Origin of the sequence: Desulfovibrio intestinalis (assembly GCF_014202345.1) — a bacterium.
GTDB classification, from domain to species: Bacteria; Desulfobacterota; Desulfovibrionia; order Desulfovibrionales; family Desulfovibrionaceae; genus Desulfovibrio; species Desulfovibrio intestinalis.
In genome coordinates this window covers 338461-356140 of record NZ_JACHGO010000004.1, presented here as the reverse complement: position 1 = coordinate 356140, position 17680 = coordinate 338461, and the positions used below count along the sequence as shown (strand labels likewise).

The 17680-nt window shown below is 57.8% G+C and carries 14 protein-coding genes and 2 tRNA genes; 5 read left to right on the top strand and 11 right to left on the bottom strand.

All coding sequences use genetic code 11. The features are described from left to right. Positions 1-91 precede the first annotated feature (91 nt). Positions 92-1435: a deoxyguanosinetriphosphate triphosphohydrolase gene (locus tag HNQ38_RS08295; RefSeq protein ID WP_183719303.1), complete on the top strand. Its 1344-nt coding sequence runs from the start codon at positions 92-94 to the stop codon at positions 1433-1435. Between the two features lie 142 nt (positions 1436-1577). Here the strand turns inward: HNQ38_RS08295 and HNQ38_RS08290 are convergent, their stop codons facing one another. The 4 genes from HNQ38_RS08290 to HNQ38_RS08275 all read right to left on the bottom strand — a co-directional run bounded on the left by HNQ38_RS08290 (position 1578) and on the right by HNQ38_RS08275 (position 3350). Beyond that, positions 1578-2165 (bottom strand): adenylyl-sulfate kinase, encoded by a 588-nt coding sequence (locus tag HNQ38_RS08290; RefSeq protein ID WP_183719301.1) that lies wholly within the window; start codon positions 2163-2165, stop codon positions 1578-1580. Positions 2166-2433: 268 nt separating this feature from the next. Then, entirely contained in the window at positions 2434-2877 is a 444-nt protein-coding gene (locus HNQ38_RS08285; protein WP_183719299.1) for an MmcQ/YjbR family DNA-binding protein, read from the bottom strand. 312 nt (positions 2878-3189) lie between these two features. After that, positions 3190-3266: transfer RNA gene (locus HNQ38_RS08280), tRNA-Asp, on the bottom strand. 8 nt (positions 3267-3274) lie between these two features. Next, a tRNA-Val gene (locus HNQ38_RS08275) sits at positions 3275-3350 on the bottom strand. A gap of 277 nt (positions 3351-3627) precedes the next feature. Between HNQ38_RS08275 and HNQ38_RS08270 the strand changes: the two genes are divergently transcribed. Continuing rightward, complete coding sequence (locus tag HNQ38_RS08270; RefSeq protein WP_246388049.1) at positions 3628-4710, top strand: polysaccharide deacetylase family protein; 1083 nt, start codon at positions 3628-3630, stop codon at positions 4708-4710. 288 nt (positions 4711-4998) lie between these two features. Here the strand turns inward: HNQ38_RS08270 and nspC are convergent, their stop codons facing one another. The 6 genes from nspC to HNQ38_RS08240 all read right to left on the bottom strand — a co-directional run bounded on the left by nspC (position 4999) and on the right by HNQ38_RS08240 (position 12633). Next, positions 4999-6219 (bottom strand): carboxynorspermidine decarboxylase, encoded by a 1221-nt coding sequence (nspC, locus tag HNQ38_RS08265; protein WP_183719296.1) that lies wholly within the window; start codon positions 6217-6219, stop codon positions 4999-5001. A 1243-nt stretch (positions 6220-7462) separates the two neighbouring features. Continuing rightward, positions 7463-8674, bottom strand: coding sequence for a saccharopine dehydrogenase family protein (locus HNQ38_RS08260; RefSeq protein WP_183719294.1), 1212 nt, complete (start codon positions 8672-8674; stop codon positions 7463-7465). A 439-nt stretch (positions 8675-9113) separates the two neighbouring features. After that, positions 9114-10544 (bottom strand): histone deacetylase family protein, encoded by a 1431-nt coding sequence (locus tag HNQ38_RS08255; RefSeq protein ID WP_183719292.1) that lies wholly within the window; start codon positions 10542-10544, stop codon positions 9114-9116. Continuing rightward, positions 10537-10878, bottom strand: a complete 342-nt coding sequence (locus tag HNQ38_RS08250) for a hypothetical protein (protein WP_183719290.1) — start codon at positions 10876-10878, stop codon at positions 10537-10539. Before HNQ38_RS08250 ends, HNQ38_RS08255 begins: the two co-directional genes overlap by 8 nt. A 94-nt stretch (positions 10879-10972) precedes the next feature. Next, the gene (gene tmk / locus HNQ38_RS08245; protein ID WP_183719288.1) at positions 10973-11626 is read right to left on the bottom strand and encodes a dTMP kinase; all 654 of its coding nucleotides are present in this window, start codon (positions 11624-11626) and stop codon (positions 10973-10975) included. After that, positions 11602-12633 (bottom strand): 3'-5' exoribonuclease YhaM family protein, encoded by a 1032-nt coding sequence (locus HNQ38_RS08240; protein WP_183719286.1) that lies wholly within the window; start codon positions 12631-12633, stop codon positions 11602-11604. The genes tmk and HNQ38_RS08240 overlap by 25 nt, the downstream gene beginning before the upstream one ends. Before the next feature lie 108 nt (positions 12634-12741). Here HNQ38_RS08240 and surE point away from each other — a divergent pair, with 108 nt between their 5' ends. The 3 genes from surE to gap all read left to right on the top strand — a co-directional run bounded on the left by surE (position 12742) and on the right by gap (position 16045). Beyond that, positions 12742-13509, top strand: a complete 768-nt coding sequence (gene surE / locus HNQ38_RS08235; protein WP_183719284.1) for a 5'/3'-nucleotidase SurE — start codon at positions 12742-12744, stop codon at positions 13507-13509. Between the two features lie 573 nt (positions 13510-14082). Continuing rightward, positions 14083-15009 (top strand): class II fructose-1,6-bisphosphate aldolase, encoded by a 927-nt coding sequence (gene fba, locus HNQ38_RS08230; protein ID WP_183719282.1) that lies wholly within the window; start codon positions 14083-14085, stop codon positions 15007-15009. Positions 15010-15043: 34 nt separating this feature from the next. After that, a complete protein-coding gene (gene gap, locus HNQ38_RS08225) occupies positions 15044-16045 on the top strand; it encodes a type I glyceraldehyde-3-phosphate dehydrogenase (protein ID WP_183719280.1) in 1002 nt (333 codons plus the stop codon). A gap of 404 nt (positions 16046-16449) precedes the next feature. Here gap and HNQ38_RS08220 read toward each other — a convergent pair whose 3' ends face one another. After that, positions 16450-17406: a TIGR01777 family oxidoreductase gene (locus tag HNQ38_RS08220; protein ID WP_183719278.1), complete on the bottom strand. Its 957-nt coding sequence runs from the start codon at positions 17404-17406 to the stop codon at positions 16450-16452. Positions 17407-17680 lie beyond the last annotated feature (274 nt).

Below are 17680 nucleotides of genomic sequence, written 5' to 3'. Positions count from 1 at the left end.
GCCTGCCGTGCGCCTGCGTGCCTTCAGAGGGATGGCGCCAAGGGCACGCTGCGAACGAACCCCCTGATTTTACTGCCAGGAAGGAGAATTTATGAGCAGCCACCAAGAGCAATGGAGCCGTTTACTGGCCCCTTACCGCAAGACCCGTCAGGATAAAAATCTTGCCCCTCTGGATGTGGTGCGTAATCCTTTTGTGCAGGACTATGACCGCATCATTTTTTCCAGCTCTTTCCGCAGGCTGGCCAAGAAAACCCAGGTACACCCCCTGGTGCGCAACGACCATATTCACAACCGCCTCACCCACTCGCTTGAAGTAAGTTGCGTCGGGCGTTCACTGGGGCTTCAGGTTGGGCAGGCGCTGGCGGAGAAAGGAGACCTGCCGGAGGGTTTCACCCCCGACCACCTCGGCCAGATCATACAGGCGGCCTGCCTTGCGCATGACATTGGCAATCCGCCCTTCGGCCACGCCGGAGAAGAAGCAATACGCGACTGGTTTAAGGACACGGGCCATACAGAGCACTACTTCAAGGAACTGCGCCCTGCCGAACGGGCTGATTTTGTTGCCTTTGACGGCAATGCCCAAGGGTTTCGCGTTATCAATACGCTTGAAAACAACAAGGATGCTGGCGGGTTTCGGCTGACCTTTCCTGTGCTGGCCAGTCTTGTAAAATATCCCCGTTCCGCCCATGAGGCCTTGGGGCAGTCCAGCGGAAAGTTCAATTTCTACACGGCGGAGCAGGCCGTTTTTACGGATATTTTCACCACGCTGGGCTTGATGCGCGACGACCGCGCGCGTCGGCACCCTCTTTCCTATTTGCTGGAAGCGGCGGACGACATCTGCTACCGCATCATTGATATGGAAGACGCGCGCGAGTTGCGCATCATCACCTATCAGGACATCAAGAACGCTATGGCTCCGCTGCTGGGCGACGAGGATATGGACGCGGGCCGTCTGAACGCGATGGATTCCGACCGCCGGCGTTCGGGCATGCTGCGCACCAGGGCCATGTCGTGCATTATCCCTTCGGTGGTACAGACTTTTCTTGATAACTATGAAGATATCATGAACGGCACGCTTCAGGGCGATCTGCTCAAACACGCCGAAAAGAATGTGGCGGATTTTATGGCTGCGGCCAAGGAAGTCTTCAACAACAAGATCATGAACAATCCGCAGAAAACCGCACTGGAAATAGGCACATACACCCTGTACAAGCGCCTGCTGGATATTTTTATCCCGGCCTGCTTTAATTTCAGCAAAAAGAACCCCATGTCCTATCAGGAAACACGCGCTCTGACGCTTATGGGTTCCAATGCTCCGGCAGAGGGCGAGTGCCTGTACACGGCCTATCTGCGCGTGCTGGATTTTGTGTCTGGCATGACGGACGACTACGCGACTTTTATTTCGCAGCAGTTTTCGGGCACAGCGGCCCAATAGGGCAGAGGATATCCAGAGAATACCCCTCGGCGGCACGCCCGGGTAATTCGCAAAAGACTGAATATAAAATACCAAGCCCCGAAAATCCTGGCCAATCAGGATTTCCGGGGCTTGCTTCTATATAGAGTAAAATACGAATGTCCTAAAACGCGAAGCTGTGGTGCTGGCTGGTCACGGCCAGCGGGTTTTCAGGCAGCATCTGCCCCACGCGGGCCCAACGGCGCGCGCCGTCCAGAGCATTCAGGGCAAAATCTCGCAAAAGAAGATAGCTTTCCACCAGGCTGCGATGGTCAGTATCTATCACATGGTCGGCATGGCGGGGTTCATCAAACGTGTCGGTAAGGCCGCACAAGCCAGTAATGTGCATGTGTCCGGCTTTGGCGTACAACCCGCGGGTATCACGGTCGACCAGCGTTTGCAGCGAGCAGCGCACCCATACTTCGTGGTACAGGGGCAGAATTTCGCGGTTTTTCTGACGCATGCCATCATAGGGGGTAGTGGCCGCCACAACGCACACCCGGCCCTGGGCGTGCTGCTGCAAAACGTGGTCACGCAAAGCATCCACGGCGGTAGTGCGTGTTTCAGGGGCAATATCGGCCTGACGGCAAAATCTGCCTTCATCAATAAAATCGGTTTTAATGCCCTGCCCATCAAGGTACAGGCGCAAAAGGGAACCAAGGGCGGTTTTGCCGCTGCCGGAAAGGCCCAGCAGCCAGATTACAGGCGTCATGCTTACCTCGCTTGCTTGCGCGTTGCGTTGGACGCGGAGGCCGCGTCGGAGAACGCCTGTAAAATTGCAATAATCTGACCAGTTTATAAAAATCTTTATATTTTAGCCGGATATGGTTTGAGAGCGAGCGTTTGTGCGCATTTTTGACATGCGGCAAGCGCAGGAATGAACCGTGCGCCTTCGCGCACAGTCAGTTTATCGTCATTTCTGTGCGCGGCAGGTCATTTTAGCGCTAGTGCCGGTTTTTCAGGCGTATCCGGCGGGGGACTCAGAAGTCTTGAAATCCGAGGTCCATGCGAATCTTTTTTCTGACGGAAGACGATGATCGCAGGGTCACATTTTTGGTCAGCTCGTAACTCTGGTCCAAAAGGGTGTGGATTTCCTTCAATGGGACGGAGCCGTCAAGCAAAATGGAAACCCAGTGCTTCTTGTTCATGTGGTAGGCAGGCAGAAAGCCCGGTTTTTCCAGCAGGGCAGCCACCGCGACGGGAGCTAATTTGAGGTTGATAATGTCCACCTCGCCGCGCTCGTTCTGCCCGGCCAAGCTGTCCAGGCCAAGAACCCGAGGGGCTACGTCCATAATGATGCCATACCATTTTTGCGTGTGGCCGTGGCGGAGCACTGCATAGCAGGGCTGGCGGGGCCAAAGGTAGTCTGGCCCCGTGCCGTATTTTTTCAGAGCATGAGCGAGGATGTTTTTTCGTTGCGGCATGGCAGCCCTCATGCTGGAAGTAAGGGATTCGCTTCGGCGCGCGGCTTGCGGCAGGATAGAAAAGGAGCGGCTGCGGCAGGAAGTGCCGCGCCAACGCAAGCATTGCAAATAATCAAGTGCAAGAAGATGCGCAAGCAATGGGCAAACCCGAATGCCAGCTGCATCGCTGCGTAAATTCTATAGTAAATGCGAATTTTGCGGGAAGGTACTTTTGAAAGAAAAAGCGGGGCAAAGGCAATTTGCCAAGATAGGCTACGGGAGGGAACCAAGAAGAAAAAGAGGAGCCATTTTACTGACTCCTCTTCAACTTTCTGGCGGAGCGGAAGGGACTTGAACCCTCGGCCTCCGGCGTGACAGGCCGGCGTTATAACCGACTTAACTACCGCTCCGAGTCTTATGGTGGGCAGTACAGGACTTGAACCTGTGACCCCCGCCGTGTGAAGGCGGTGCTCTACCAGCTGAGCTAACTGCCCTCCCGACCAGACGTTTCTATGCAAAACCACCCCCGGAGTCAAGAGAAAAGTCATAAGTAAAAAAATTTTTACATAATAAAAAAATTATCTCTTTGATTTTATTAAATAAGTTGTTATTTTGCCAAGCCCGGCGCTTTCATTGCCTTGCGCCAGAACAAGCTGAGTGCTAGACCCTCCCTTAGCACTTCTTATGATTGGCATCCGCAGTGCAGGTCAGGGCATGCCCCCTGAACAGCCCCGGCAAGCGAAGTGACAGCAGTTTTTTAGAGGCAATGAGATGAAACCCTTATGGATTCGCCTTTGGGCGGTATTTTTTTTCGCGCTGACATTATCAGCAGCTTCCGCGCCTGAGGCCCGCGTGGTGGACGGCGGCGTTATTATGGACCAGCACATGCGCGAAAATTTGTGCGCGCTGACCTTTGACGACGGCCCCTCCCCCAATACTCCCCATTTGCTGGATATGCTGAGTGAATACGGCATCCCGGCCACATTCTTTCTTTTGGGCAAACAGGCAGAGCGCTACCCCGCGCTTGTGCAGCGTATTGTGGCCGAGGGGCATGAAGTGGGCAATCACTCCTACTCACACCCCAACCTGCGCCTGCTTTCACCTGCGAACAAGGCGAATGAGATTGCCCGCACGGATGCGATTCTCCGGTCGCTTGGGGCCAATCCTTCCTTCTTGCGCCCTCCTTATGGATCGTATGACAACTATACTGTGGCCGCAGCGGAAGAGCTGGGTTTGGGCATCATGCTCTGGTCGCTGGACAGCCGCGACTGGAAAAGCCTGCCCGCCAACTATGCGGTTTTGCGCAGCACCCGTGGCACGGTTTACGGCCCCGGCGCCTTGCGCGGCGTGTTTCTTTTTCATGACACGCACAAGCGTACTGTGGAAGATCTGCCCAGGATTATCAGCGACTTGCGCGCCGGAGGCTGTCAGCGTTTTGTGACGGTGAGCGACTATCTGGACGGGCTGCTTGATCCTGAGCCGGGCGTGCTTATGACCCGCCGCTCACAGCCTGATGCTCTCGCCGCCGCCCGCAAGTCTGAACAGGCTGCCCAGCCCAAGGAAAATTTTCAGGAAATGCCGCCTGAAAGCTACCCGGCTGGCACGGCCAAGTTGCCCTTGGCCCGCACCAGCCGCCCCTGGCAGTCTGAGGATGCCGCCGCCGCAGAAGGCCTTCAGTCAAACGCCCAGAGTGACAATCAGGCCAGTAATGCTGACGGCAGCCAGACGCACCAGCCTGCGGGGCAGCCCCCGCTGCTGCGTGTAGCGCCCGTTGCCCCTGGCCCCAATTCGGGTTTGCCTGTGGGCGGCCCTGTTTCCGGTCCTGCCGCAGAAGCGGCTTCTGCCGGGGCGTGATTTTCTGATTTTTTATGATTGAGCGGCAATGCCGCAACAACCATAGACGTATACGCGAGACCCCCGGCAAGCCGGGGGTCTTTTTGTATCTGAAAAGCGCGTTGTGAGAGCATTTTAACTTTGAGATGCTCAGATGGCTGCGTGAGCAGACGTCCGCCGTGGAGGCCAAGCGCTATTTATTGCGCGATTGAGCGCCGTAGCGAGCGTGTTTTAAACTTTGAGAATATATATTTTCAAAGTTACTCTGCTCCAAGACCGCTGGTGGCAACGCGGTGTTTGACGCCCGAATCACGAAAGGCGGGTTTTAAAATCGCCGTAGCCAAACTGGCGCAGCATGCGAAAATCTGCTTCTCCGCCAGCGTCTTGTCCGCAGATGCCAATGGAAGGCAAGCGCAGCCCGTTGAACGTGGTGGTCTTGACCATGCTGTAGATGGCCATGTCTTCAAATATGAGGCGCTGCCCCGGCTTGAGGGGAGCGTCAAAAGAATATTCGCCCGCCACATCGCCCGCCAGGCATGATTTGCCTGCCAAGCGGCAGGTCCATGCCTTTTCGCCCGCTTCGCCCGCCTGAACAGCTATACTGTCCTGCTCATACATTACGCGCGGCCTGTAGGGCATTTCAATAACGTCAGGCATGTGGCAGGGCACGCCTATGTCCAGAATGGCAATGGGCATGTCGGCTTCAATAACATCCAGTACCGTTGTTACCAGCCAGCCCGCGTCCAGAGCCACAGCCTCGCCGGGTTCAAGGTATATCTGCGCCTGATAGCGGTCGCGCCACTGGTTGAGCAGGCGGCAGAGCAGGTCCAGGTCATAACCCGGCTTGGTGATGTGGTGCCCGCCGCCCATGTTGATCCACTTGCAGTTGGGCAGCCACTGGCCGAAGTTTTTTTCCACTGCGTCCAGGGTGCGTTCAAGCGCATCTGCTCCCTGCTCGCACAAGGTGTGAAAATGCAGGCCGGAAATACCGTCCAGAGCCGTGGGGTCGAAGTGCTTGCGCCGTATGCCCAGGCGTGAACCCGGCGCGCAGGGATTGTATATTTCCGCAGCGCCTTCAGAATGTTCGGGATTGATGCGCAGGCCGCACTGTATTTGTCTGTCGGGGCAACGGCCCTGGTTCCAGGCTTCAATGGCAGGCGCGAATTCCCGCCACTGCGCAAAGGAGTTGAAGACAATATGGTCCGTCAGGGTAAGAAGCTCAGCCACTTCCCGCTTGTTCCAGGCCGCGGCGAAGGAGTGGACCTCGCCGCCAAATTCCTCGCGGCCCAGACGGGCTTCATCCACAGAGCTGGCGCAGGCGCCCCACAGCGGGCCGTGTCCCTTGAAGCGGGAAAGCAGGGGAAAGGTTGCCCAGGCCGCGTAGCCCTTGAGGGCAAGGAGGATTTTTGCTCCGGTGCGTTCCTGCACAGTGTTGAGGATCGCGGCGTTGGTTAAAAGCTGGTTTTCGTCCAGCACAAAGCAGGGCGAAGGAATGCGGGCCGGATCGAATAAAAGGTGCTGGCAGTGCATTGAGGTTCCTCTGAGTGGATTTGCTTCGCAGGCGCGTGAAGATTTTGGTGCGGCTGCTTTTTGAATTTTGACGTATTGGTGGCGCGGGTGCAAGGGGGATTATTTGTGCCCTGCGGGCACGGAGGCTTTTTCGTCCCTGTTGTTTTGGCCGCCTAGGCGGTGTCGCCACGAGATGATTTTTTTTGTTATTTCAAGGAGAACGAACCTTTTATATAGGGAGCGTACTCTTATAGTACTCGACTGGAATAAAAGGAGAAGTTCGACGCCGAAATAACGGAAAAGGCGCTCGTGGCGGCACTGCCTGCGCGGCAGGCGGCAGAAGGGGCCTGTTAGGGGCTGCCGCCCCTCCGAGGCCCCCTCTGCACTCCCCCCGGACGACCCCGCTGGATTTTCCATATATCTCCATTTCCACGGGGTAGCCTTTACGGGCTTTCCATATTCCGTCATTGCGCGAGGGATGCGCGGCTCTCGCTTCGGGAGCTTCCCTCCCTTCGGTCGGGGATCTCCCTGCGCGCCGCGCAACGCCATCGGGCGCTTTCGCGTTGGCTGAAAGTTTGGGGGCGTCTGGATACTGAGGGTTTGGTTGCCGCGAAAGTTCGGAATATGTTGTGAGGGAGTGCATTTCGAAGACACGGATATGGCGAAGGGTTGTTCCAAGGTGGATCAATGAGGCCGGGATGAGAGCAGCCCAGTTGTATAAAAAATTACGCCGCGTAATCCTATCATCCATTTTTAAGAGTAAAGGGAATTCTGGCAGTTTTTCAGCAGGGTTGCGGTGTACTGAAAAGCACGCTCCCATAGTTATCCCAATGTTTTCAAAGGCGGTTGGTATAACTGCATAGGCAATTTGATTGGGATATTGCAGTTTCTCAGGCGCAGCGCTGCCTGTTGTCGGGGGCGGCGTCATAAAGAACCGAAGCCGACACGTCGGCGAGGTTCGTGCGTAGCCGCCCCCGAAAAAGAGACTTGGCGGTCGGGGTAGAGCAGGGGGTGCTTCGGGGGGGATGCAAGGGGGGCCGAGAAGGGGGCGAAGCCCCATAACCGGCCCCGCCTTGCCGCGCGCCGCGCAGGCGGCCAAAATGAGAGAGAAGAAAAACTGTCGTACCCGCAGGGTACAAGTCGTCTTGGCAAAAGCACCATCTTACTTTCCAGCGCTCTTCATTTCCGACAAAGAAAAAATAAAAGGCTGTCTACCCGTAACCGGGCAGACAGCCTTTCAAAAACTAGAGCTAGTTTACCAGCCCTATACTTTCCCCGTCACATCCACGCACTGCCAGGGCAGGCCATACTTGCCCAGATCCTTAAGGAAGGGATCAGGATCAAACTGCTCCATATTCCACACGCCGGGCTTACGCCACGTACCCTCGGCCACCATCTTGGAGCCGATCATGGCAGGCACGCCCGTGGTGTACGAAATGGCCTGCGAACCCACTTCGGCATAGCACTCTTCGTGGTCGCAGATGTTGTAGATGTAAACAGTCTTTTCCTTGCCGCCGCTGACGCCCCTCATAAGGTCGCCAATGCAGGTTTTGCCCTTGGTCAGGGGGCCAAGCGAGGCCGGGTCGGGCAGAAGCTTGGCAAGGAACTGAATGGGCACAATATCCTGCCCCTGGAAGTTCACGGGATCAATACGGGTCATGCCCACATTGCCCAGAACCTTAAGATGATTGAGATAATTGTCAGAGAACGTCATCCAGAAGCGGGCTCGGCGAATCCCCTTGAGGTTCTTTACCAGCGACTCCAGCTCCTCGTGATACATGAGGAAGCACTTCTTGCCGCCAATACCTTGAGGAAAATCAAAGTTCATCGACCAGGACAGGGGATCGGTTTCCACCCATTCGCCACGTTCCCAGTAGCGGCCCGGCGCGGTCACTTCGCGGATATTGATTTCAGGATTGAAATTGGTGGCAAAGGGCTGGCCGTGATCGCCCGCATTGCAGTCGATGATGTCCAGCACATGCACTTCGTCCAGCTCGTGCTTCATGACCCAGGCGGCAAAAACGTTGGTGACGCCGGGGTCAAAGCCGGAACCGAGCAGGGCGGTAAGCCCGGCTTCCCGAAAGCGGTCAGCATAGGCCCACTGCCAGCTGTATTCAAACTTGGCGGTGTCGAGCGGTTCGTAGTTGGCCGTGTCAACATAATGCACGCCGCATTCGAGGCAGGCGTCCATTATGTGCAGGTCCTGATAGGGCAGGGCCACGTTGCACACGAGATCAGGCTTGATGCTGCGGATAAGCGCGCAGAGTTCGGGCACGTTGTCGGCATCCACCTGAGCAGTGGCAATGTCTATGCCGTAGCGCGCCTTCACGCTCTTTGCGATGGCATCGCAACGGGCTACCGTGCGGCTGGCAAGGGTGATCTTGTCAAACGTGCCGCCTTCCCTGGCCACCTGGGCGCATTTGTGGACAACCACGCTCCCGACGCCGCCCGCGCCGATGATAAGGATATTCGCCATAGCTCTTCCCTCTCCAGCAAGATAGGGGGTCAAAAGAAAATCCGTGCGGCCTCGCCGCCCGGTCACGTCCCATCACACAAAAAGCGCCTCTGGCAGCAGTTGCCGTTGCGGGCGCAAAGTCCGGCTATATGCCTGCAAAGACCGGATTCGTCAACCGGATTATAAGCATCCGGCTCGGCCTTTACACAGCCAGACCATAATACCCCTGAAAATTCAAAACCTGACCCCTGCGTGAGAACGGGCAGGGGGCCTGCAACAAATTACGAAGATGCCTGAACCAGTGGATGACGTACCCGGCCAGCTAATGCCGTGCTCGTCTAGCATCTGCGATCGCATTTGTGCTCGCCCTGTGGCCGCATCGGGATCGCATTGGGGCAACGTTGAAGGCGCATGCCGTTGCTGCTCTTGAAATACCAATTTTCTAACGGAGAGACCTTTTCTATACCCGCAGCAGGTCGTCTCCGGCAGCTGTGGCGATGTTGGCGGCGTTGCCGTCCAGCACTATGATATGGGCGTGGCGTCCGGCCTTGTGGCCCTCTGCGGCAACCTCTTGCCCCTTGGCACGGCAAGCCGGACACGCATGGCGCGGTATCAGCACGCAAAGCGATCGGGCTACGCGCTCTGACGCCGTTTCAATGCGGCCCAGGCCGGAGCAGTCCGGGCAGAGCCGCCATGCTTCCGTCTGCCCCTCACTGAGCATATCCGTATCATAAAAAATATGTTTTTGCCTTACCCACCAGCTGTCTTGCCCCCGGCCTTCCACACGGCCTTCAAACGGCTCTGCGGGCGGGTTGAAATAGCAGTCGCGCACCTGTTCGCACAGGCGGGCTATGTACTGGCCCACTTTGGGGTCCTGCCGCGTGGCCTTCGGCGTCCAGCCCGGCTCGCGGATGTCGCCCGCGTCCAGCCCGGCCAGCGCCATGCAGATGCCCAGATTCACGTAGGGCAGCGCCCCCCGGATGGAGTAACCGCCCTCAAGCACGGCCACATGGGGGTTCAGCAGCTTGGTCAGGGCCGCATAGCCCTGCGCCGACAGCTTCATGTTGGCCAGAGGGTCGGTGAAGTGGTTGTCCTGCCCGGCGGAATTGATGATGAAATCCGGCTTGAAGTCTTCAAGGATGGGCAGCACCGCGTGTTCGATGGCGTAAAGATAGCCTTCGTCCGAGGTTTCCGGCGGCAGGGGGATGTTGATTGTGCGGCCAAGCGCACCGGGGCCGCCGCATTCCTTGAGAAATCCCGTGCCGGGGTAAAGGGTGCGCCCGTCCTGATGCAGAGAAATGAACAGGGTGTGTGGGTCGTTCCAGAATACGTCCTGCGTGCCGTCGCCGTGGTGAACGTCTGTATCCACAATGGCGATGCGCAGGGGGCGGCCATCCGGGCGGGGGTAGTTGTCGCGGATGTATTCAACCATGACGGCTTCATTATTGATATTGCAGAAGCCGCGGTTGCCGTGCACCACACGCATGGCGTGGTGCCCCGGCGGGCGCACAAGGGCAAAGGCGCGGTCTTCGTGCCCTTCAAGCACAAGGCGGGCCGCGCGTATGGCCCCGCCTGCCGCCGCCAGATGCGAATCTGTGCTTACAGCGCGGGCCGTGGGCAGGCAAAAGTGAACACGCTCAAGCTGCGCGTGGCTGGCGAAGGATGGGCGGTATTCCGTAATGCCGGGAATATCGAACAGCCCTTCTTCCACAAGCTGGTCGCGGGTATAGAGCAGGCGCTCTTCACGCTCGGGATGGGTGGCGGAAATGGCCCAGTCAAAGGCCGGAAAAAAGACCACTCCCAGCCGCTGTGCGGCACGGAAGGCGGTCTTTATGTCCACCTGCGGGGAACAGTGCGCCGCCGGGCGTTGCCCGGCCCGCAGATCAGTCATCGTTTTCGTCCAGAGCGTCAAAGATGTCTGCGCCGTAACGGGCATAGGTCACCATGCGGCCCATCTGGGCCAGACCCAGCGAGTAGGCCAGATTATTGCCAGCCACAGCTACGAACAGCAGGCCGCTTTCATCGTACATTGCAAAGATGCCGCCGGGGCCGTCTTCCCTGCGGAAGGCCACGCAGTACATAAGCTCGGGGTCGCCCAGAATGCCCGCCGCTGCATGGTTTTCAGGGGGTTCGGGCAGGGCGAATTCAAAGCCTTCGGCTCCGCCTGGGCGGGGGATGAAATGCAGCTTTGTGCCTTCGATCTTGAGGTCGTAAAATTCTTGCATGATATTTCTCCCGACTCGGCGGAGTATAAACAGGTTATGTGACGAAATTGTGATGCTTCAGTGAAAGCGGCCAGGGTATGACGGCAGGCGCTGCCTAGTCGAGTCCCCGGCCACGGCGGCGCAGATGTGCCTCAATGGCAGAGCGGCACTGAAGCACTACGTCTTCTGGCGGCTGCGCGGCATCAATGATGGCAAAGCGCTCGGGTTCTTCATCGGCAAGCGCGCGATACCCCTGGCGCACACGCTCATGAAAATCAATGCTTTCGCTGTCAAAGCGGCCCTCGGCAATGGCTATTCCGGCGGCGCGGTTGCGTTCTCCGGCGCGTTCCAGCCCGCAACGCACGGGCAGGTCCAGCAACAGGGTCAGTTCCGGTTGAAGCCCGCCCGTGGCCGCCTGATTGAGGCTGCGCAGATATTCGGTATCCAGCCCGCGGCCATAGCCCTGATAGGCCAGTGTGGAATCTGTGAAGCGGTCGCAAAGCACCACCTGCCCGGCCTCAAGAGCGGGACGGATGACCTCTGCCACATGCTGCGCGCGGTCGGCCAGAAAAAGAAAAAGTTCTGCCCGGCTGGCAAGGCCAGTGGTGCGCACATCCAGCAGCAAAGACCGCAGGCGTCTTCCAAGGGCGCTGCCCCCGGGTTCTCTGGTGGTGACGGGGTCGTATCCGTGAGCCTGCAGGTAATTCACAAGGAATTCAATGGCTGTGGATTTGCCCGCGCCCTCTATACCTTCAAAAGTGATAAACATTCTTCTTTGACCGCCTTTTTGCGGGTTGCGGGGGCGGCTTTTTCCGGCGTTCGTGCTGCCCGGTGAACGGGGCGTCCCAGGGTGGCCTGCCAGGGGGTCCAATCCTGTCCTTCTTCGTCCAGTTGGGCGAAAAGACCTCGGCACTGGGCCATCTTGGCGTCCAGATTGTCGGCATAATGCAGGGCCATAGCCTCTGGCGTGTGGGGCGGGCGCACCGCGCCGAACTGAAGTTCGCCGTGGTGGCTCAAAATAAGGTGCTTGAGGTGCCGTTGCAAAGGCTCTTCAAGGCCGGATTTGGCCATGAAAGGAGCCAGCATTTCTATGCCGATCATGAGGTGGCCAAGCAAGCGGCCTTCGTCGGTATAGTCATTGGCAAGGCCGCCTGAAAATTCACGGATCTTGCCAATGTCGTGAAAAAGCGCCCCGGCCAGCAGTGTCTGGCGGTCCAGTTCGGGGTACTGGTCGGCAATGCGGCGGCAGAGCGTGAAGACGCTCAGCGTATGTTCAAGCAGGCCGCCTACATAGGCGTGGTGTACGCCTTTGGCCGCCGGGCATACCCGAAAGACAGCCCGCAGTTCCGCATCGTTAAAGAAGCCCTGCACCAGCTTGCGCCAGGGGGTGTATGTGAACTCTGTTTTTATAAGCCCGTCCAGCTCTTGCAACATGTCATCCAGCGGGTAGGGGCTGGCGGGCATGAGGGCCGTGTGGTCCACAGTGGCGCTTTCGGCATCGTCCAGCAGGCGCATGTGTTCCACCGTAAGCTGTACCTGATCGCGGTAAAGCCCGGCGCGGCCTTCAACCCAGACAAGGGAGCCGGAAGGTATTTCGCTGAAATCCGCGCTGAGGGGACTCCATATCTTGGCTTCCAGACTGCCGCTGGCGTCTACCAGGGTAAGCCGCCAGTAAGGGCCGTTGCGGGATTGTCCCTGCGCCGCCTGACTGACGGCGAACAGGCCGCGCGCTTCGGACGCGGCGCTAATGTCTTTGACGTAACAACCTTTTTCCATATATCTTTCCAGGAGCGGCCAGCGCTCCGAGCTTTTTGGTCTCCGTACACGGCGGTGAACCGCAACGGGTCTATGACCCGAATTTCCCTTCTTTCCGAGGTATTGTCAATGAACGTTCTCCTGACCAATGACGACGGCATCCGGGCCAGGGGCCTGCGTGCCTTGTACGCGGCTTTGATTGAAGCCGGGCACACGGTATCCGTTGTGGCCCCCATGCGCCAGCAGTCCGGGGTGGGGCATTCGCTTACGGTTTTTGAACCCGTGCGGGCTACAGTAATTGAAGAACCCGGCTTTACGGGCACAGGCGTCTACGGCACGCCTACCGACTGCGTGAAGCTGGCTCTGGGCCGATTGCTGCCTCAAAGGCCCGACCTTGTCATGTCCGGCATCAATGCCGGGGCCAACGTTGGCCCGGATATTCTTTATTCCGGCACTGTGGGCGCAGCTACCGAAGCCGCCCATGAAGAACTGCCGAGCATGGCTGTTTCGCACGACAGCTTCAGCCACAATACGGGGCCGGACGTGGACCTTATGCCGCAGGCCCGGCACGCCGTGGCCCTGGCCAGCCGCATCAACTGGGCCGAGGTGGGACGCCGCCGGGTTATCAACGTCAACTATCCGGCTTGCCCTCTGGACGAAGCCGGGGAACTGCGCATCTGCCCCCAGACCAGCGCTGTGTGGAAAAACGTGTACCTTGAGCGTGAAGATCCCCGTGGCGTTCCCTACTGGTGGCTTGAGGGCGACATCCCCATAGCGAGTATTGAGCCGGATTCGGACAAGGATTTGCTCAACCGGGGGCACATCACCATGACGCCCCTGAATTTTGAATTTACAGACCACAGGGGTATGCGCGCCCTGGAAAAAATGGGTCTTTAGAGCAGATTACCGTTGCATTGCATTCCAACGCTGTTTGACCGCCAGTTTTTCACTCTGACTGCCTGCTGCTGATGACAACAGGGCAGGGTGCAGGATGTGCCAGCAGTGGCAGCCCTTTTGTGGGCAGTCTGTACTGACGGCACTGTGCGGGTTTACCTGTAGTCTGCCCTGTGCTGTCGGCTGATATGATGGCACAGGCCAGCGTTCAACGAATGGTTTATTGCTGACTATCCCCGTTTCCGGCGCAGAAGGGGAAATGTCTGACGAACTGGCTGTTGCAAGAATTTGCAGGCTGACGGCCGCAACTGTTCGCAAAAGGCCCTCTTTTTTTTACCAGGGCGATTTTGCCTTGAAAAAGGCGCGGGCTTTTTGGCTTTGAAAGCTGTCAGGACAGCCAGTGATGCCCTTGTGGGGGCGTTAAACCATTCCCCTTTGCGTAAATTTGGTGTATGTGACTCTTGCTTGTGACAGGCGTTGGTGCTAGCCATGCTCTCTTGATGTCTGCACGGGCAAATGCCATTTAAAACTGAGTATTTCGGCAGCCCTTTGCCGCAGAAAAACACGGAGGAATTTATGCCTCTTACCAATCCCAAAGAAATGTTCGCCGCCGCTTATGCGGGGGGCTACGCCGTTGGCGCGTTCAACGTCAATAACATGGAAATTATCCAGGGCATCATGAACGCGGCTTCTGAAGAGAAGTCCCCGGTTATTCTTCAGGTTTCTTCCGGCGCACGCAAATACGCGGGCCAGGATTACATCATGAAGCTGGTGGACGCCGCTCTGGACGTTGACGCCAGCGTGCCCGTGGCCGTGCACCTTGACCACGGCCCCAGCTTTGAAATGTGCCGCGATTGTATCGACGGCGGTTTTACTTCTGTCATGATCGACGGATCTCACCTGCCCTTTGAGGAAAATATCGCCCTCACCAAGCAGGTGGTGGAATATGCCCACCCCCGTGGCGTGTGGGTAGAAGCGGAACTTGGCAAACTGGCGGGCATTGAAGAGCACGTGCAGTCTGACGAGCACGTCTACACCGACCCTGCCGAGGCTGTGGAATTTGTGGAACGCACGGGCTGCGACTCTTTGGCCATTGCCATTGGCACAAGCCACGGCGCGTACAAATTCAAGGGCGAAGCCAAGCTGGACTTCGACCGTCTTGAAGCCATCAGCAAGAAACTGCCCGACTATCCCCTGGTGCTGCACGGCGCTTCCAGCGTGCCGCAGGAATTTGTGGCCCTGTGCAACAAGTACGGCGGCAATGTCGGCGGCGCCAAGGGCGTGCCTGAAGACATGCTGCGCAAAGCTGCCGGCATGGGCGTGTGCAAGATCAACGTGGATACGGACATTCGCCTGGCTGTCACGGCCTGCATTCGTCAGTATCTTGCCGAGCATCCTGAAGAATTTGATCCCCGGTCCTATCTCAAGCCCGCCCGGGAAGCAGTCAAAAAAATGGTGGCGCACAAGATCCGTAATGTGATGGGATCTTCGGGCAAAGCCTAAAAAACACACATACGTTTTCGTCAAGGAGCGCAACATGCCCGTCAAACTGGGAATGAACGGCTTTGGCCGCATTGGCCGCTATCTGCTGCGGCTGCTGGCCGATGACCAGGATCTGCAAATCGCCGCCATCAACGCGCGCGCCGATAATGCCGCCCTGGCCTATCTTTTCAAGTACGACTCCACTTACGGCACCTTTGCGGGCAGCGTGGATCACGACGAAAACGGCATCATAGTCAATGGTCGCCATATCGCCGTAACCCGCTGCAAGCCCGGTGAGTGGGAATGGGAACGCCTGGGCGTTACCATTGCCGTGGAGACGACGGGCACCATCAAGGACGGCGAGGGCCTTGCCAAGCATTTGGCATGTGGCGCGAAAAAGGTCGTTATTTCGGCCCCGGCCAAAGACGTGGACGCTATGATTGTTATGGGCGTCAACGATCATGTGTACGACTGCGTCAAGCACAAGGTCATTTCTGCGGCTTCCTGCACCACCAACTGTCTGGCCCCTGTGGCCAAGGTGCTGCATGAGAAGTTTGGCATCCGCCACGGCCTCATGACCACCATTCACAGTTACACCATGAGCCAGCGTATTCTGGACGGTTCCCACAAAGACTGGCGTCGCGGCCGTGCGGCTGCGGTGTCTATGGTGCCCTCCAGCACGGGTGCGGCCAAGGCTGTGGGCATCGTGATGCCCGAGCTTGAAGGCAAGCTCAACGGCATGTCTGTGCGAGTGCCTACGTTTGACTGCTCACTGGTGGACCTGACCTGTGAAGTGGAACGCAACTGTGACGCTGTGGCTGTCAACGAGGCCATCAAGGCTGCCGCTGAAGGCACCTTGGGCGCGCATATGGGATATTCCGAAGAACCCCTGGTTTCCATCGACTACCGGGGCAGCACGCACGGCGGCGTGGTGGATGCGCTTTCTACCCAGGTGCTCGACGGCACTATGGTCAAAGTGCTCATCTGGTACGATAACGAAGCGGGCTTTACGCATCAGTTGTTGCGGCTGCTGCGTATGGTTGGCAGCACCTGCTAACCGCTCCAAGCACCTATAGGGCTTGAAAGTTTACAGGCGGCACGGACTCAACGTTCGTGCCGCCTTTTTTTACTGGTAAACACAGCGTCGTGGTTTTTGTTCCGCCATCGCCACCGGAGCCGCTATCTTCGCCGGAGCCGCCATCGCCGCCGGATCCGCCGGGCGAAGAGACACGGAAATCCGTCGCGGTACGGCGCGGCAAAGCCGCCGCCCGCTTCTGATTTACGTTCGTGGTGACAACGTCAATACGCATAAGCGGTACAGGCGTGGAGTCCGTACCGCATATGCTCTTGCGCAGATGATTTTTGAAAGTTGCGCCAAACGTGTTGTGGCCGTCGCCCTATGCGCGCCGGGTAGGCGTGTTCTCTCTGGCGCGGGGTAGGCTGTTTTGCATGAAGGCCGCCTTATGCGCGCGTGGTAAGCGTGTCCGTCAAAGCCTGTTCAAGGTTCGGGCAGCGGAAGGCATAGCCGGATTCCGCAAGGCGTGAGGGAACAGATTTTTGCCCGTTCAAAACCAGCTCTTCGGCCATCTGCCCCAGGGCCAGCCGCAGGATGAAACCGGGAACCGGAAGCCACGACGGCCGTGAGCAGGCCTTGCCCAAAGCGCTGGCAAACTGGCGCATGTCCACCTGCGCAGGGGCGCTGATATTGAAAATTCCCCGCAGGTCTTGCCGCTCAAGCAAAAATTGGGCGGCATGTATTACGTCGGTCATGTGTACCCAGCTCATGGGCTGACGGCCAGAGCCGACAGGCCCGCCAAGAAAATAGCGGAATGGCGGCAACATCCGTTCCAGAAATCCCCCGGCGGCTCCCGACGTCTTTTGCCCGATAACGGGCGAAAAGCGCAGGATACAGCGGCGTATGCCCAGTGTTTCTACAGAATTCGTGCTTTCTTCCCAAACAACGCAGGTTTCTGCCAGAAAACCCTGGCCTCTGGCGCTGTTTTCGTCGCATTCGGGCGCGGTGGAGGCGTCCTGCCACAAACCGTAGTAGCCGCAGGCCGACGCCTGAAGCACTGTGTGCGGCAGGGTTAACCCTGCGTCACGCCGGGCGTGCAGGGCGGAGGTCAGGGCATGCCCCGCATTCAGCCTGCTTTGAACAATGGCCTGCTTGCGTGCTTCGGTCCAGCGCCCGGCACCGATGTTTTCACCCTGCAGGTTAACCACGGCGTCAATGCCTTCCAGCAAAGGCAGCAGGCCAGAAGCTGTTTTGCCGTCCCAGGGGGCGTACGAAAGGCCGGGGCGCGCCGGGCGGCTCGCACTGCTTCTTGCTGCGGCGCGGATGATGTGCCCTTGCTGCAAAAGGTGGGATGTAATTTGTGAACCGATAAAACCTGTGGAACCCAGAATAAGTATATGCATGGTCTATCCTGTCGGTCTGGAGGTTTTGGGCATCAGGTTGTTACGACGGGCCTGCTGGTGCAGGTAAATTGGGCAATGAGTCTGCTAGTGAACGGCACTTGTCAGCGAACTGTGCTGCTGTTCAGAAATTGGGCGTGTTTCGGTCCGGGGAAAATATCTTTCAGCGCTGATATGCTGCTGCCGGGTTCTGCCGTTGGTATTTGCAGGCCGTGCGTGTTGCCACGGCTCCGGCGGGATTGCGGCTTTGGGCCTGTAGGAGCTCTGACTGCTATTG

Bases quoted from the DNA above. Each gene is read 5' to 3' on its own strand.
- HNQ38_RS08295 (WP_183719303.1), top strand. From the start codon at position 92: ATGAGCAGCCACCAAGAGCAATGGAGCCGTTTACTGGCCCCTTACCGC.
- HNQ38_RS08290 (WP_183719301.1), bottom strand. From the start codon at position 2,165: ATGACGCCTGTAATCTGGCTGCTGGGCCTTTCCGGCAGCGGCAAAACC.
- HNQ38_RS08285 (WP_183719299.1), bottom strand. From the start codon at position 2,877: ATGCCGCAACGAAAAAACATCCTCGCTCATGCTCTGAAAAAATACGGC.
- HNQ38_RS08270 (WP_246388049.1), top strand. From the start codon at position 3,628: ATGAAACCCTTATGGATTCGCCTTTGGGCGGTATTTTTTTTCGCGCTG.
- nspC (WP_183719296.1), bottom strand. From the start codon at position 6,219: ATGCACTGCCAGCACCTTTTATTCGATCCGGCCCGCATTCCTTCGCCC.
- HNQ38_RS08260 (WP_183719294.1), bottom strand. From the start codon at position 8,674: ATGGCGAATATCCTTATCATCGGCGCGGGCGGCGTCGGGAGCGTGGTT.
- HNQ38_RS08255 (WP_183719292.1), bottom strand. From the start codon at position 10,544: ATGACTGATCTGCGGGCCGGGCAACGCCCGGCGGCGCACTGTTCCCCG.
- HNQ38_RS08250 (WP_183719290.1), bottom strand. From the start codon at position 10,878: ATGCAAGAATTTTACGACCTCAAGATCGAAGGCACAAAGCTGCATTTC.
- tmk (WP_183719288.1), bottom strand. From the start codon at position 11,626: ATGTTTATCACTTTTGAAGGTATAGAGGGCGCGGGCAAATCCACAGCC.
- HNQ38_RS08240 (WP_183719286.1), bottom strand. From the start codon at position 12,633: ATGGAAAAAGGTTGTTACGTCAAAGACATTAGCGCCGCGTCCGAAGCG.
- surE (WP_183719284.1), top strand. From the start codon at position 12,742: ATGAACGTTCTCCTGACCAATGACGACGGCATCCGGGCCAGGGGCCTG.
- fba (WP_183719282.1), top strand. From the start codon at position 14,083: ATGCCTCTTACCAATCCCAAAGAAATGTTCGCCGCCGCTTATGCGGGG.
- gap (WP_183719280.1), top strand. From the start codon at position 15,044: ATGCCCGTCAAACTGGGAATGAACGGCTTTGGCCGCATTGGCCGCTAT.
- HNQ38_RS08220 (WP_183719278.1), bottom strand. From the start codon at position 17,406: ATGCATATACTTATTCTGGGTTCCACAGGTTTTATCGGTTCACAAATT.